This window comes from Schinkia azotoformans LMG 9581, from assembly GCF_000307855.1.
Taxonomy (GTDB): domain Bacteria; phylum Bacillota; class Bacilli; order Bacillales; family Bacillaceae_J; genus Schinkia; species Schinkia azotoformans.
On record NZ_AJLR01000046.1, the window covers coordinates 1 to 14,454 of the forward strand.

A 14,454-nucleotide genomic window follows, 5' to 3' on the forward strand; every position below is an offset into this window, starting at 1 on the left:
TTTGATGCTACTTACAAGATTCAAACTATGAAATAAAGGAGGTGGAAAGATGAGCAGTCCAATTACACCAAGTGTACATGGATTAATTAAGAAAGATGCAGATGAATTACGGGAAATAATTTCCGAATTAAAAAGACCATCATTAATGAAACTTTGTCGTGAAGCTATTCATACCATTAAAGGCAGAAATGAGTATATTGACTATATCAAGCGTGAAAACGAGGATATGTACAGAAAATTGAATAGAATTAGTGAGATTATCGAGCAAGGTAGAAAAGAGTTAGAATGATTCGCACTTCGATGATATTGCAAAGTAAAAGAGAAAATTTGGAAGGTTAAGGATTGCGCCTTCCTTCCAAATCCTTTAATGCAAGTTCACGAAAATATAAACCGATATGGATCTGCTGTTCAGCACAGATAGCCTCTATTTCTTCCCAATCATCGTCAGAAAGTCTGATTGTCGGGGAGCGCTTTCTATCGTTTGATTTTAAATGTGACTCCGGAGCCTCGTAAGACTGTAAGGCGTCATTCAGTTTACCGATTTTTATCTCGGCGGCTAGAATCATATTAATTATGTAATCTGACGTGTACAAAGGTAAATGAGCCTTATTGGTAGCAACGGAATGCAAACGAATTTCGAGATCATTTGTGCCAAGATACTCTGTTTTGTAAATATCATCTGCTAGATTTCTGTCGACAGCTAAGAGCAATGAGTATGATGATTTGATTTGTTGTTCTCGGATTCCTGATAGGGCAGAAAGTCCTTGACGGTTTAATTTATTAAGTTCGGATTTGCGGGATTCGATATCCAAATTAATCACCTCTAAGCTTAATTTAGCATAAGAGGAAAAATAGTAAATAGTACGCCAGCGCGAGCGAGAAACATGAAGATGACCTGTGTGATTTAAGAAATGGAGCTGAGGAAATGAGGCAAACATTAGTTGTAAATTTTGGTGAATATGAATTTACCAACTTTGAGCGTGCAGTTAAATCTCTTGAAGAAGAATACGGATATGAGGGCTTCGCTTGGGATATGGTTGTTGCAAGTAATGATTTTGAGATTCTGTGTGAATTTTTATCAGATGATGGAATTGATGCAGAAATAGTAATATGTTAGTTCGCATTTCGATGAAAGGTTTTCATTAAATAAAAAAAGCCTATTCCTAAATGGAAAGGCTTTTAACAGTTAACAATGTACATTTATTTATTTAATTATTATAAGCATTAGTGTTTTGAATCCTTAGTAATATCTAATGCCTCTTTGATTGCCGATTGCAACAACTGAGAAAAGTTCAATCCAGCTTCTTCAGCTGCATCCCTAAGCCATCTTGGTAAAGTACAGTTTTTCGTTACAGCTTTATTTGCATCTTCATTACGATATGGTGGCATATACACGTCTATATAATAAAGACATTCATCTGTTGATAATTCTAGTGATGCAGGGTCAGAAGGCTTAGGTAGCTCCTGTTCATTTTCTTCTAATTCAAGAATACGGGAAGCTAACATTTCTTTTGCTCTCTTAACACCATCTAAAAAGTCAGATGGAATAATTGCGGTTCCAGGAAAGTCAGGGAAGTACATGCCTTGATTACCAACTTCATCTTTTTCGTATACAACTGGATAAGTGTAATGACCTGGATATGTCATATTTATCACCTCAATATTTGTTTATTTTATTTTTTATAAAATTAGAGGTAAGGAAATTGAGTGGAACAAGAGGGGGTTAGAACTTAACCCCTGATGTCCTTTCAATACTACTTAGAGTGCCTTTAGGAATCACTCTACCATCACCGTGGAAGCTTATGTCTGCGAATCTCGTTGGGTCATCTTTATGTATGTATCTTTGATGACTGCCAGGATTTTTGTGAGTCGGCGACTTTATGAATCCTTCTTTTTTTAGTTTCTTTAAGACCTCTCGGACTGTAACTTGTTTTCCCAATTCCTTACCTCCTTTCTGATTTTATTATAACACGCAGTAATTATGCGTGTCAATAAAATAATGCGTATATATTATACGTATCAACGAAAACAGTTTTAGTTATTTTATTTTTTTGTCGTACGAAAATACATATATGAGAGGACTTTTTATTTGTGTCTTATACCGGGCGTTTTATTCTGAAATAAAAATATATATAAATAGGTGATCGATATGATAATTAGGGATCGAATCACACAACGTGAGAAACAGCAACTAGAGAAAATTAAAAAGAATAAATGAGAAAATTTAAGTGAACGACAATTGCGGGAGTTGATGGGAGAGTTTGACCAGAGGCTTGAGCGTGGAAAAGGAGCGTTGAGTATTCCAAATAAAATAAAGGTTGCAGGGATAGTATACACTGTCGAGGAAAAAGATGTAGTGATTATCGATGATTGTGCAGGCTATGTTGGTCTATATAATTATAAAGATACAAGAATTGAAATCTTGAAAGATATGACTCTACAAAGAAAACAGGAAACATTAGTTCATGAAGTTCTTCATGCAGTTTTATTTGAATTTGGATTAAAGGATCATGATGAAGAGTTAGTTGAACGTGCAGCTCAAGTGTTGTATCAAGTATTGAAGGATAATCCAAATTTATTGGGAAACTATCAAACTTCTATTGTGCAGTAGAAGCTTGATAGTTTTGTGGCATTACTTTTCAGTACGAACGCCCTTAAATTTACCACCGGTAGATTTTACGTCCATAAATCGACCTGTGGACGCATCTCTTTTCACGTAGGTATCATTTTTGGGATTGTACGTTTGAGTGCGACCGGTAACTGCACCTTTTCTGTAGCCATCGCCAGTGTTAGTTGCCATGATATCACCTCCTATCTTACAATATTCGGCAATATAAAAGGAAATTCCTTCAAGATGTCGAATTGAGTAGGTGAAAGGAGGAATTTTGAAAAAATGGTTAGAGTTAAATTAATTAAGGACGAAAATGAACAATATTTCGAGAGGCTAGTGAATGAATTTCTGTCAGAGTTATCGGAAGGGCAACTAATAAATATTCAATATGCCACTACACCAACAGCAATTGCAACTCACAGTGAATATGGTGTTTATCCAAGTGTTGAATACTCAGCTTTTATCCAGTATAAAGAATCAAAGTAATATAATAACAAAAGGAAGGTTTAATATGATCGAAGTGAGATATCGCAATAAATCAAATAACCTTGAAGTTATTTATGTAAATGAAGAAAGCGCAGAGCTGCTTAAAGACTGGATAAAAGATGGTCAAAAAGATGAAAAAAAATACTTTACTACGGACAATAATGAAAAAGTTTATTATAAACAGGTTTCCAAAATTGATTACGATTTAACATGAAGATTGTTAAAACATAAGCACTCTCATTATGAGGTGCTTTTTCTTTTGTTCAAAACAACTTAAATATTCGGGGGTGGCAGGTGATGTAGTATGGCTGAAAAATATGTACTAGCTGAAAAAGACTATGTTAAAGGCATGAAGTATAAAGACATAGCTGAAAAATATGAAGTGTCTTTGAACACAGTAAAGTCATGGAAAAAGCGTTATGGATGGAATCGCGAAAGGGGTGCACCCTCTGAAAAAGGTGTGCACACAAAAAAACGTGGTGCGCCTAAAGGAAATATCAATGCAAAGGGCAACGATGGTGGGGCACCTAAGAGAAACCAAAACGCAGTAACCCATGGATTTTTTTCTAAATTTCTTCCAGTTGAAACTCTAGAGATCATGGAGAGTATGAATAAGCGTTCCCCGGCTGATTTAATTTGGGACCAAATACAAATTCAGTATGCTGCTATTATCAGAGCCCAACAGATTATGTTTGTTCAAAGTAAAGACGAAATGATTAAAGAGCTCAAGAAAGCTAAATATGAGTACTTTGAGTTGCCAAAAGATCAGGGCGGAGGCTTTGAAAAGCAAATCACTGAGGAAGAATACGAATTCCAATTCGCTTGGGACCGTCATGCAACATTTCTTAATGCTCAGTCCCGGGCTATGAGCGAACTAAGAAGTTTAATTAAACAGTTTAATGAAATGGCCCATGAAGATGATGAGCGCCGATTGAAGCTTGAGCAAATGCAGTTGAATATCGAGAAAACGAAAGCTGAGGTTGATAAGATTTCATCAGATGATGATAAACCGATTGAAATTCTTATCAAGCGAAAGTCTTAATTTTATACGTGGATCTCGGGAATTAATTGTTTTCCAGTGTAGTAAAACCCTTATTTTTCAACAATGTATAAAAGATTGTATAACGTATCTTAATTTTAGGTTGTTTAAACCACGCAAATACAACAAGTTAGTTGTCGTATTATTACGTAATAATGTTGAATATCTATTCATGAATATGCAGTAAAGGTTTTGATAAATCATGATTGAAAAAGAGGTTAATCCGCATTTTGAAAACTTTTTGTTTGATTGGTCCACTAAGTTTCAGTTTTTAGTTGGCGGGTATGGCTCATCCAAGAGTTACCATATCGCTTTGAAATTAATACTAAAAATGCTAGAAGATAAACGTACCGCTTTAGTTGTCCGTGAGGTGTATGATACCCATAGGGACTCAACCTTTTCCTTGCTGGAAGAAATAGTGATTGACTTAGGTCTTGAAGGCCGCGTTAAATGTTTGTCATCGCCTATGCAACTAAGATTCCCAAACGGGAGTAAGATCATCTTTAAGGGGATGGACAAGCCGGCAAAATTAAAGTCTATAAACAACGTATCAATCATCTGGGTTGAAGAATGCTCCGAGGTAAAGTATGCTGGATTTAAGGAGCTCTTGGGTCGCTTGAGGCATCCAAAATTAAAGTTACACATGTTGCTGTCAACTAATCCAGTAGGTGAAGACAACTGGACATTTAAGCACTTTTTTAAAGATGAGTTGACAGGGCGCTTAGTGTTAGATGACCACGAGCTTTATGAAAAACGTACGGTTATTACAAATGATACCTACTATCACCATTCAACAGCTGACGATAATCTATTTTTACCAGAAAGCTATATCGCACAGCTTGAAGAGTTAAAAGAGTATGATCCAGACCTTTACCGCATAGCCAGGAAAGGTCATTTTGGCGTGAACGGGATTAGAGTGCTGCCACAGTTTGAGGAATGGCCACACAGGGAAGTAATGGCTGCCATTAAAAATGTTAAAAAGCCAATAAATCGTGTTGGCATGGACTTTGGATTTGAGGACTCATTTAATGCCGTTGTTCGAATGGTGATAGACCACAACCAAAAGATTTTGTATATCTATTGGCAGTACTACAAAAATAAAATGACAGATGATTTAACAGCAAAAGACCTGGAAGAGTTTAAACGGACTAAGGAATTGATTATTGCCGATAGTGCAGAACCGAAAGCCATTCAATATTACAAACAGTGCGGTTTTAGGATGAAAGGTGCTAGGAAGTTTCAAGGATCCCGATTAGCTAATACTAAAAAAGTAAAGAGATTCAAAAAAATCATTTGTTCAAAAAATTGCCCTGACGTCATTAGGGAATTAAAATATTTAACTTATCAAGTAGACAGTGAGGGGAACATTATCCCGGATGAGTTCAAGATTGACCCCCATTCGTTTAGTGCAATCTGGTACGGGCTTGATGGGTATGAAGTATCTGATCTTAAAGGCGGTTCCGTATCAGTGTTAAAGTGAGGTGAAGTAAATGTTAATTGAGGACCTATACAGGCGACCATACCATGAATACCTAAACGACATTATCAAAAATATGGTGGACGGTGTCATTTCTGAAAATGAGGTGATCGTTCAGGAAATTAAAGAATGGCTCAACAGTGAAACCAGAAAAAATATGATTATCGGAGAGTCCTATTATCGTAATAAAACTGATATCCGGGATAAAAAGAAACGGGACGTTGATTGGAAATCCAGTGTGAAGCTAGAGCACGGATTTACTAAAAAACTAGTAGACCAAAAAGTTGGGTATCTGCTTACCAAAGAGCCAACAATCGCATCTGAAAATGATTCGTATACAGAGATTTTGGGTGATATTTTTAATCGCAAATTATTAAAGACCATTAAAAATACAGGTAAAGAAGCCATTAATAAAGGTATTGCTTATTTGTATGTTTATTTTAACGAAGATGGAGAATTATCTTTCAAAAAGTTTAAGTCCGAACAGATATTGCCTTTTTGGAAAGATGATGAGCATACGGAACTTGATGCCTTTGTAAGAGTGTACGATGAATACATTTACATGAACGGCAAAAAGGAAAAGCAAACCAAAGTGGAATTTCATCACTCTACCGGCATTAATTTTTTCATATTGGATGGCGGAAAATTGGTGGCTGATGTGCCATCCGGCATAAATAGAAACTATCATTTCACTATTAACGAAGAGCCGTATTTGTGGACAAGAATCCCTTTGATACCGTTTAAGTATAACGAGGAGGAGCAACCGTTAATTGATTCTATTAAGACACTTGTAGACAATTACAACAACCAGGCATCTACAAATGCAGACCTGTTAGCCGATATTCCGAATATCATCTATAAGCTCATTAACTATGGCGGTACGGACCTAGCAGAATTTCTCGCAGACTTGAATTTTTACAGAGCTGTTAAGCTAGATGAGGATGGGGATGTTGATAAGTTGCAAGCGGATCCTGCAACGGATGCAACAGAAAAAGAGCTGGAACGTACAAGAGCAAATATATACGAATTCGGCCGCGGCTTGGATCAGAAGGATAAAGACTTGGGAAACGCTTCTGGTAAAGCTATGCGGCACAAATATGGAGATTTGGATATGGATTGCAATATCTTAGAGTCGGAGTTCCAGTCCTCTATCGATCACCTTCTATGGTTTGTTAATGAGTATTTACTCATGACAGGCAAAGGTGATTATAGAAATGTTCCAGTCAATTTTATTTTTAACCGCGATATTATCATAAATGAGTCAGAAGTCATCGCTGATTGCCAGGCATCAGTTGGGATTTTGGATGATAAAACAATCCGTGAAAACCATCCATGGTACAATAAAGAGGTTGAGCAACGCCTGGAAGAACAAAAAGCCAAAGAGCAGCAAGAAATTGATGGATACCAAGGAACATTCGGCCCCCATCCAAAAGACGTGAACGGCAATGAGTAAAGCCTATTGGGAAAACAGAGCTGCACAACGTGAATTAGAATCGCAGGTAATCGCCAGTAAATACCTTGCAAGCATGAGTCAAAGCTTAAGAGAAGCTCAACAGGATATTATACGGCAGATTGAAACATTCTACTCTCGATACGCTAATGAAAATAAGGTTACGCTTGCTGAGGCTAAAAGATATTTAACAGCAAAGGAATTGAAGGATTTTAAGAATATTGATTTAAAACGATTCCGAGAAATGTCATTATCAGGAAATCCAGAATATGAACGAATTCTTAATGCCGCTAGTTACCGTGTTCGAATCTCAAGATTAGAAGCTATGAATCTGATGATTGAAATGAGGATGGCAGAACTATATGGTGGTCCAAACGGTTTGCGGAGGTATACCTATACAGGCTTGATGGAAGTTTACCAGAACTCTTATTACAAGACCATGTTTGACTTATCTATGCAGGGAGCGATTTCTGGAAAAGTTGCGGCCCTAACCGATGAAACAATGAAAGAGGCTCTCACTTACAATTGGAGTGGTAAAGAATTCTCTGAACGGATTTGGGGCCATCAGAAAAGCACCTTCCAAAGCATTCAAAAAACACTGGAGCGAGGATTTGCAGCTGGCCATTCCATCGACAGAACAACAAAGGCGATTATGGAAGCGACAAACGTATCCTATTCCCGTGCTGAAGCATTAGTTCGAACGGAATCTAATTTTTTTCATAACTTAGCAGCTCGCAATAGTTATGCGGATGCCGGAATAGAAAAATATGAAATTCTAGCAACACTTGATCATCGAACATCGGACATTTGCCGAGAACAGGATGGGAAAATATACAGTGAAAAGGACTTTAAGCCAGGGACCAATGCGCCGCCTTTTCATGTGCGCTGCCGGACTACCACTATACCGTGGTTTGACGAGTCAAAGTACATGGATGGCGAGAAAAGGCAGTCAGCTGATGGATTAATTGATTCGATGACGTATGTAGAGTGGTATGAGAGGTATGTCATAAATCCAAACAGCCAATCATCTCAAAGTCTAAAACAAGCAAAAAATATAGGATCTAAGCATTTAATTACGGACCAAGCTATAGAAAAGGTTCCGTATATTGAAATACCTGGTTATTCGGAAAAAGAAAATAGGTCAATACAGTTAATGCATCAGGATTTATTAAGGCTTGCCAAAGAGCAAAATAATAGTGATGAGGTTATGATGATAAAACCAAAAACAGGGGCTGTCGTTACTGTTCTGGGTGATAATGATGAGGTTGATCCATCAAAAGACCATAATGCTACATTACTAATAAAAAATTCTGGAGATTCGATATTGACAGTGATGCATAATCATCCTGGTCTTAGCGGTTTTTCATTAAATGATTTAAGATTTTTTATTACAAATGATTCAGTAAAAACTTTGACTATAATTACAAACCTAGGTCAAGTGAAATTTCTTACTAAAGCTAACAAATATCATAAATCTAAAATATTTGAGTTGCTTAAAAAGCATTTCGGTGGATATACTATAGATAATGACATTGATTCCAAAATTGAAAAATTTCTTAAAGAAGCAAATGTTTATGGAATAATCTCTAAAAGGAGGTAAACCTTATGGATCTTCACCCATTAAATGATAATAATACCCAAGAAGCACTAGAAGGTCTTCTGAAAGCTGTTGAAAAATCAGTTAAAGAAGATGAAGAAAAGAAAAAACAACAAAATGTTAAAAAGGAATAAAAAGCACTTAACCAATCAAATGGTGGAGTGCTTTTTATTATGCTTTGAAAGTGTGGTGAGAAAATGAATTCACAAATTGAAAATAACTTTATGTACCATTCACCGAAGGAAGGACAGCCAGAAAAATATACTGCTATTCGAGAAAAAGCTAAAGAGCTTGCTTATCTTATTGATGAAGTTTGTCCAAATAGCCGTGAAAAGTCAGTAGCTTTTACTAATTTAGAAACGGCAGTGATGTGGGCAAATGCTTCTATTGCACGTAACGAGTAAATATTTTGTCTTTTTACCGCTATTGCAAACGTTAAAGAACAAAGGGAATACCTAACGTGTCATTGCATGTAAAAAGCGAATTAGGGGGTAAATAGGAATGAATAAAGAGCAATTAATGGCTTTAGGTCTAACGGAAGAACAAGCCAATAAAATTATCGAAGGTTTCGGTCAGATGATACCTAAATCTCGTTTAGATGAAAAAATCAATGAGGCTAAGGAATTAAAAGATCAAATGGCTCAACGTGATAAGGATCTTACTGAACTAAAGAAAAAGGCCGAAGGAAATGAGGAGCTGCAGTCCAAATTCACTGATTTGGAAAAGAAGTACAAAGATGATACGGCTGCTTATGAAGCTAAGATTAAGGAAACTCAAATGTCTAGCGCATTAAAGCTAGCTCTTGCTGGCAAGGTACATGATGCTGACCTTGTGGCCGGCCTTATTGACAAAACCAAAATTGAATTAGGTGAAGATGGCAACATCTCCAAAGGACTTGATGATCAGATTAAAACTCTGAAAGAATCGAAGTCCTTTTTGTTTACCGCGGAAACAAAGCCGAGTGGTATAAAAGGAGCTACGCCTCCTGGAGGAGATCCAACAATTCCACCAAACAACCCATCGGACAGTTTCGGCAAAAAGTTAGCTGAAGAAGCAGCAAAAGGAAATAAGGGATTAGAAGAAGCTCGAAAATCTTATTTTGAATAAGGAGGAAAAAACAAATGAGTAAATTTGTAGAAACAACCTACACGAATAAAAAAAGCATTTTAAAGTTTCCTGACCATTATGTGAATCTTACAGTTACAGTTAGCGACGCTGGCATTGTTGCAAATGCAGATGGCAAAAAGATTGTACCTGCAGGAACAATTATTGGTGGAGGATTCTTGGCAAGCGAGTCTGTGGCAGCTGTTAAAAAGAATGGGACCGGTGCCGAAGGTGTTTTATTCAATGACGTGGATGTAACTTATGGTCCTGCATCCGGCGCGGCCATGATTCATGGTTTTGTTGCACTTAATAAATTACCTGAAGCGCCAACAGCTGACGCAATTGTAGCGTTAAAACAAATTACATTTTTGAAATAAGAAAGGATGAAGAAGAATGCCAACAATTTTTGATTTAGTAAATGCAAAAGAAATTGCAACTTATTATGAAAATAACCCATCAAATAAGGTACCGTACCTTGGAGCAACACTTTTTCCAGCGAAAAAACAATTAGGTTTAGATTTGTCATGGATTAAGGGAGCAAATGGGCTTCCAGTTGCTTTGACACCATCAGAATTCGATACTAAAGCAACAGTCCGTGACCGTATTGGCTTCAGTAAAGTGCAAACGGAGATGCCTTTCTTTCGCGAGTCAATGCGTATTGGTGAAAAGGATCGTCAAGAGCTTAATAGGCTTTTAGCTTCAAACCTTGATGGAGCCTATAAAACTATTATCAATAACATTTACGATGATGTAACAACTTTAATTAAAGGTGCAGAAGTGCAGCCTGAACGCATGATCATGCAGCTGCTGTCCACAGGAAAAATTAAAATTACAGCTAATCGAGTTGATTTAGATTACAACTATCGTATGAAAGATGATCACAAGGAAATACTAACAGCCGGTGCCCAGTGGAGTGATTCTGATTCTACGCCAATTCAAGATATCTTGAACTGGATGGATACTGTGGAAGAAAACACAGGGGTACGACCAACGAATGCGATTATGACTCGTAAAACATTCGGCTATTTACTTGAGCATAAGAGTATTCGTATTGATATGAATCCGTTAGGTGGGCAAAACATCATTATGACAGATTCCATGCTAAAACAATATTTATCTACTAAATTAGGTTTATCAGTCGCCATTTATAACAAGAAATATCGTGCGGAAGACGGAGCATTGTATAATTTCTATCCAGATGATCACTTTACACTGATTCCTGACGGTAATCTTGGAAATACGTATTATGGAACAACTCCGGAGGAATCTGATTTAATGACGGGTGCTACTAAAGCCGATGTATCGATTGTTAATACAGGTGTTGCGGTTACTTCCGTGAAAGAAGAACACCCAGTAAATGTGATGTCCATTGTCAGCATGATTACATTACCAAGCTTTGAAACTATGGATAATATTTTCATAGCGAAAGTTGCAGGAAACTAAGGAGAGAGGAGCTCTCCTTTTATTAGTAGGAGGTGTTTTCAGTGGCTGATGAAAAACCAATTAAAAAGACGACAGCTAAAAAAGAAGTAAAGAAAATAATTTTTACTGAGAATATAAAGCATAATCAACATCGCTATAAAAAAGGCGAATCGGCAGAAGTGTCATTGGTTGATTATGAATTGCTTTTAAAAGCGCAGGTCATTCAAACAGAAACAGGTGATTGATGTGGGTGTTCTAGAAATTGTAAAGGCAAAATTACCTAACTCACAGCTCACGGATAATGCCTTACAAGTGTACATTGACGAGGTTAGTCAATCGATTAAGACTTATTGCAATCGTTCTGATATCCCTTCGGAGCTTGCCTTTGTTCACGCGAACATGATAGTTGACTTTATTAACGGTGAAGAAAAGAAAGCGTCTCCTGATGATCATAGAGCAGTAACAGCTATTAAAGAAGGCGATGTTCAAGTTTCTTTTGGCGGAACAGTTTCCGCTATTGGTGAAGCTGCTGTTGAAAATCTGCTTCATAATTATAAAAGCCAGTTGAATAAATTTCGTAAATTGAGGCGGTAGTATGGATATTCGCAAGTTAATGTCTAAAGCAAAAGCAGCTGCTGAATTTATGTACAATAAAACAGCCACCATCAAACGATCTGAGGAGTATACAAAAATGAATGGAGCCAATGGTATGGATTGGGTTGTTAAATACACGAACGTGCCTTGTCGCTTATCCTCTACCGGTATGCAGTCGGTGAATAATACATCTCAAGGAGAAGCAAATGTAATTCAATACGACTTGAAGATGTTTTTATCAAGTGAGTATGAATTAAAAGCCGGTGATTCCGTCATCGTCGATGGTGTTGAGTTTGAATCAGCTAAAGAGCCATTTGTATATATATCCCACCAAGAGGTTCTCATGAAGCGAAAGGGATACGCATAATGGGATTCGAATACAGCGAAATGAAGGCATTTAGGCGGCAAATTGCTGATTTACGGAAAGCTTCCTACGATATACACATGAAAGTGGCTAAACGGATTGCGCTGCTGGCTATACGAAAAGTAAAGAAGATGACACCTGTTGATACAGGTGATTTACGTAATAGTTGGGAATTTTCAGTAATCAAAAGAGGTAACGACTATATTGTTACTATTTTTAACCCTAAAGAATATACGTCATTCGTAGAAAATGGTCACCGTATAGTTGTCGCAGGGAAAACAGTAGGCTGGGTAGAAGGGCGGTTTATGTTAAAACTCACCGTGGATGAAATGGAACGAATTGCTCCCAACATGTGGAAAAAGGAAGTTGAAAAGGAGATGAGAAGAATCTTTGGTAACTAATTTAAAAACACTCATCATCCAACAAATCAAAAGCGTATTTCCAAGTGCAAAAGTATATGATGAGCCAGTGCAGCAGGGACTTCAAACACCTGCTTTTTTAGTTCTCATTATTAGTGATTCACAAGAACGAAAGTTGGGAGCAACGTCAGAGTGGGAATATGTTGTTAATATCACCTATTTCCCATCTGATTCCCGTAATACTTATTCCGAGAGTGATGACGTAAGCCGGGCATTCAAAATGAACTTCCGGTATATCGGCAATCAGTTTCATGCTAATAAACTTACAGCGGAAAAACATGACGGCACACTTGTTATTACTTTTAACGTAAAGAAATTAGTTAGGGAAATCTTCGATGAGACGAAGATGCAAACACTGCAATTTGGAGGTGTGTATAGTGAGTAAGGAACAGGAAGCAACGCCGCAAAAATTTAGTAAAGAGGCCTTTTTGGATGCCTCCAAAAGTACACAAGAAAGATTAATTTTACAAATCGTGCTACAAGATGATGTCTCTTATACAAAGGAAGATGTAGAAAAACTTGTTGGGGATTGGAAAAAGAAGCCTGTAGATGATTCGAAGAAGAGGGAGGCTAAAAAAGCATGAGTGGAGGACAATGGGAAACACAGAATAAAGTGCGCCCAGGTGCGTATATCAATTTTGAAACGAATGATTTAGTTGCTACCGGGCTTGATTCCCGCGGCACGGTTGTAGTACCAATTACTGTTGACTGGGGAGAAACTAAAAAATTTATTAAAGTTTCTCCTAATACAAAATTCACAGAGTTATTTGGTAAACCGCTGGGCGAGTTAAAGCCCATACAAGAAGCGTTTAAAGGAACAGGTAATGTTATTGTCTACAATTTGAATGGCGAAGGTGAAAAGTCTAAAGCGATAATCAACTCATTCACAGCAATAGCCGTTCATGGAGGTTCTGATGGGAACAAAATTACGGTCATAGTTACCAAATCTTTAAATGGTGGAGCTACTATAAAAACTTATTATGATGGTAGTCAAGTAGATTCACAGGTAGTAGAAAAGGCTACCGAATTAACTGCGAATGGTTTTGTTACATTTACAGGTGAGCTACCAGCTTCTGATGCAACTTTAAAGTTGACAGGTGGGAAGACGATAGCTGCCACGAATGAATCTTATTCGGATCTTGCTTCTGGTTTGGATTCACAAATATTTAAAACCATCGCTATCGGAACTGATGACGATTCTATTAAGCTTTTGTTTACATTGAAAGTGAAACAGTGGAGGGAAAACGAAGGTAAAAATGTGCACTTCATCACCAACAATTACAATGCTGCCGACCATGAAGGAGTCGTTTCAGTATTAAATGGAATTTATGATGGTGCTGAATTAATTTCAGCTAAAGAGGCTGTTTACTGGCTAGGTGGGGCTTACGCGAACGCCATTACCAATTCCCTTACTTACGCACAATATCCAGGAGCAACCGATTGCGAGCGACTGTCTCATGATGAAATTGTTAAAGCTTTGAAAGAAGGTCATATTGTCTTTACTTACAATGAAGGAGCAGATGGCATTGATCGTGTAGTAGTGGAACAAGATATTAATACGTTCCGTTCATTCACACCAAGAAAAAATCAAGATTTCCGTAAAGGAAAAATTGTTCGCCAAATGGACATCGTATCAAATAATGTGCAGCATATTTATTCGCGCTTTTTCATTGGAAAAGTGGATAACAATGAAAATGGCCGAAACTTATTCAAAGGTCAAATTATGAAAGTAGTCCTTGACCCTTTGGTTAAAAGTGGGGCTATTGATCCGTATGACCCGAATGAGATTATAATCGCGCAGGGCGCAGAAAAAGATGCAGTTGCAGTGGATATGGGTCTTAAATTTGTGGATGCAATGGAAAAACTATACATGACTGTAAAATGTAAATAA

The 14,454-nt window shown here is 37.3% G+C and carries 25 protein-coding genes; 21 read left to right on the plus strand and 4 right to left on the minus strand.

Going from position 1 to position 14,454, the window contains the following annotated elements:
- The first annotated feature begins 49 nt into the window (after positions 1-49).
- Complete coding sequence (locus BAZO_RS08120) at positions 50-289, plus strand: hypothetical protein (protein ID WP_003330919.1); 240 nt, start codon at positions 50-52, stop codon at positions 287-289.
- Between the two features lie 46 nt (positions 290-335).
- Here BAZO_RS08120 and BAZO_RS08125 read toward each other — a convergent pair whose 3' ends face one another.
- Entirely contained in the window at positions 336-812 is a 477-nt protein-coding gene (locus BAZO_RS08125; protein WP_003330920.1) for a hypothetical protein, read from the minus strand.
- Between the two features lie 113 nt (positions 813-925).
- On the opposite strand from BAZO_RS08125, the gene BAZO_RS08130 reads away from it, so the two are divergent.
- On the plus strand, positions 926-1,117 hold the full coding sequence (locus BAZO_RS08130; RefSeq protein WP_003330922.1) for a hypothetical protein: 192 nt from the start codon (positions 926-928) through the stop codon (positions 1,115-1,117).
- A gap of 107 nt (positions 1,118-1,224) precedes the next feature.
- Here the strand turns inward: BAZO_RS08130 and BAZO_RS08135 are convergent, their stop codons facing one another.
- Together BAZO_RS08135 and BAZO_RS08140 are read right to left on the minus strand one after the other, a co-directional pair.
- Positions 1,225-1,647, minus strand: coding sequence for a type II toxin-antitoxin system HicB family antitoxin (locus BAZO_RS08135; protein WP_003330923.1), 423 nt, complete (start codon positions 1,645-1,647; stop codon positions 1,225-1,227).
- A 76-nt stretch (positions 1,648-1,723) separates the two neighbouring features.
- On the minus strand, positions 1,724-1,939 hold the full coding sequence (locus BAZO_RS08140) for a type II toxin-antitoxin system HicA family toxin (RefSeq protein ID WP_003330924.1): 216 nt from the start codon (positions 1,937-1,939) through the stop codon (positions 1,724-1,726).
- A 300-nt stretch (positions 1,940-2,239) separates the two neighbouring features.
- Here BAZO_RS08140 and BAZO_RS21155 point away from each other — a divergent pair, with 300 nt between their 5' ends.
- Positions 2,240-2,611 (plus strand): ImmA/IrrE family metallo-endopeptidase, encoded by a 372-nt coding sequence (locus BAZO_RS21155; protein WP_157382098.1) that lies wholly within the window; start codon positions 2,240-2,242, stop codon positions 2,609-2,611.
- 21 nt (positions 2,612-2,632) lie between these two features.
- Here the strand turns inward: BAZO_RS21155 and BAZO_RS22665 are convergent, their stop codons facing one another.
- Entirely contained in the window at positions 2,633-2,800 is a 168-nt protein-coding gene (locus tag BAZO_RS22665) for a hypothetical protein (RefSeq protein WP_003330926.1), read from the minus strand.
- A gap of 93 nt (positions 2,801-2,893) precedes the next feature.
- Here BAZO_RS22665 and BAZO_RS08150 point away from each other — a divergent pair, with 93 nt between their 5' ends.
- The 18 genes from BAZO_RS08150 (at position 2,894) to BAZO_RS08230 (ending at position 14,454) form a co-directional block, all read left to right on the plus strand.
- The gene (locus BAZO_RS08150) at positions 2,894-3,097 is read left to right on the plus strand and encodes a sporulation protein Cse60 (RefSeq protein WP_003330927.1); all 204 of its coding nucleotides are present in this window, start codon (positions 2,894-2,896) and stop codon (positions 3,095-3,097) included.
- A 25-nt stretch (positions 3,098-3,122) separates the two neighbouring features.
- Positions 3,123-3,311, plus strand: coding sequence for a hypothetical protein (locus BAZO_RS08155; RefSeq protein WP_003330928.1), 189 nt, complete (start codon positions 3,123-3,125; stop codon positions 3,309-3,311).
- Between the two features lie 90 nt (positions 3,312-3,401).
- Complete coding sequence (terS, locus tag BAZO_RS08160; RefSeq protein WP_003330929.1) at positions 3,402-4,139, plus strand: phage terminase small subunit; 738 nt, start codon at positions 3,402-3,404, stop codon at positions 4,137-4,139.
- A gap of 202 nt (positions 4,140-4,341) precedes the next feature.
- Positions 4,342-5,616, plus strand: a complete 1,275-nt coding sequence (locus BAZO_RS08165; protein WP_087946154.1) for a PBSX family phage terminase large subunit — start codon at positions 4,342-4,344, stop codon at positions 5,614-5,616.
- A 10-nt stretch (positions 5,617-5,626) separates the two neighbouring features.
- Positions 5,627-7,066 (plus strand): phage portal protein, encoded by a 1,440-nt coding sequence (locus tag BAZO_RS08170; protein ID WP_003330932.1) that lies wholly within the window; start codon positions 5,627-5,629, stop codon positions 7,064-7,066.
- Positions 7,059-8,663, plus strand: a complete 1,605-nt coding sequence (locus BAZO_RS08175; RefSeq protein WP_003330933.1) for a minor capsid protein — start codon at positions 7,059-7,061, stop codon at positions 8,661-8,663. The genes BAZO_RS08170 and BAZO_RS08175 overlap by 8 nt, the downstream gene beginning before the upstream one ends.
- Before the next feature lie 5 nt (positions 8,664-8,668).
- Positions 8,669-8,794 carry a hypothetical protein gene (locus tag BAZO_RS23190; protein ID WP_268869818.1) on the plus strand — a complete coding sequence of 42 codons (126 nt, stop codon included), beginning with the start codon at positions 8,669-8,671 and terminating at the stop codon, positions 8,792-8,794.
- Positions 8,795-8,857: 63 nt separating this feature from the next.
- A complete protein-coding gene (locus tag BAZO_RS08180) occupies positions 8,858-9,064 on the plus strand; it encodes an Acb2/Tad1 domain-containing protein (RefSeq protein WP_003330934.1) in 207 nt (68 codons plus the stop codon).
- A 97-nt stretch (positions 9,065-9,161) separates the two neighbouring features.
- Positions 9,162-9,767 carry a phage scaffolding protein gene (locus BAZO_RS08185; protein ID WP_003330935.1) on the plus strand — a complete coding sequence of 202 codons (606 nt, stop codon included), beginning with the start codon at positions 9,162-9,164 and terminating at the stop codon, positions 9,765-9,767.
- 14 nt (positions 9,768-9,781) lie between these two features.
- Entirely contained in the window at positions 9,782-10,141 is a 360-nt protein-coding gene (locus BAZO_RS08190) for a hypothetical protein (protein WP_003330936.1), read from the plus strand.
- A 16-nt stretch (positions 10,142-10,157) separates the two neighbouring features.
- A complete protein-coding gene (locus BAZO_RS08195; RefSeq protein ID WP_003330937.1) occupies positions 10,158-11,207 on the plus strand; it encodes a major capsid protein in 1,050 nt (349 codons plus the stop codon).
- 41 nt (positions 11,208-11,248) lie between these two features.
- The gene (locus tag BAZO_RS08200; protein ID WP_003330938.1) at positions 11,249-11,431 is read left to right on the plus strand and encodes a DUF7210 family protein; all 183 of its coding nucleotides are present in this window, start codon (positions 11,249-11,251) and stop codon (positions 11,429-11,431) included.
- Between the two features lies 1 nt (position 11,432).
- Positions 11,433-11,780: a head-tail connector protein gene (locus tag BAZO_RS08205; RefSeq protein WP_003330939.1), complete on the plus strand. Its 348-nt coding sequence runs from the start codon at positions 11,433-11,435 to the stop codon at positions 11,778-11,780.
- A gap of 1 nt (position 11,781) precedes the next feature.
- Complete coding sequence (locus tag BAZO_RS08210; protein WP_003330941.1) at positions 11,782-12,147, plus strand: hypothetical protein; 366 nt, start codon at positions 11,782-11,784, stop codon at positions 12,145-12,147.
- A complete protein-coding gene (locus BAZO_RS08215) occupies positions 12,147-12,545 on the plus strand; it encodes an HK97 gp10 family phage protein (RefSeq protein WP_003330942.1) in 399 nt (132 codons plus the stop codon). Before BAZO_RS08210 ends, BAZO_RS08215 begins: the two co-directional genes overlap by 1 nt.
- Entirely contained in the window at positions 12,535-12,948 is a 414-nt protein-coding gene (locus BAZO_RS08220; protein ID WP_003330943.1) for a phage tail terminator family protein, read from the plus strand. Before BAZO_RS08215 ends, BAZO_RS08220 begins: the two co-directional genes overlap by 11 nt.
- On the plus strand, positions 12,941-13,147 hold the full coding sequence (locus tag BAZO_RS08225; protein WP_003330944.1) for a hypothetical protein: 207 nt from the start codon (positions 12,941-12,943) through the stop codon (positions 13,145-13,147). Before BAZO_RS08220 ends, BAZO_RS08225 begins: the two co-directional genes overlap by 8 nt.
- Positions 13,144-14,454 carry a phage tail sheath C-terminal domain-containing protein gene (locus BAZO_RS08230; protein WP_003330945.1) on the plus strand — a complete coding sequence of 437 codons (1,311 nt, stop codon included), beginning with the start codon at positions 13,144-13,146 and terminating at the stop codon, positions 14,452-14,454. Before BAZO_RS08225 ends, BAZO_RS08230 begins: the two co-directional genes overlap by 4 nt.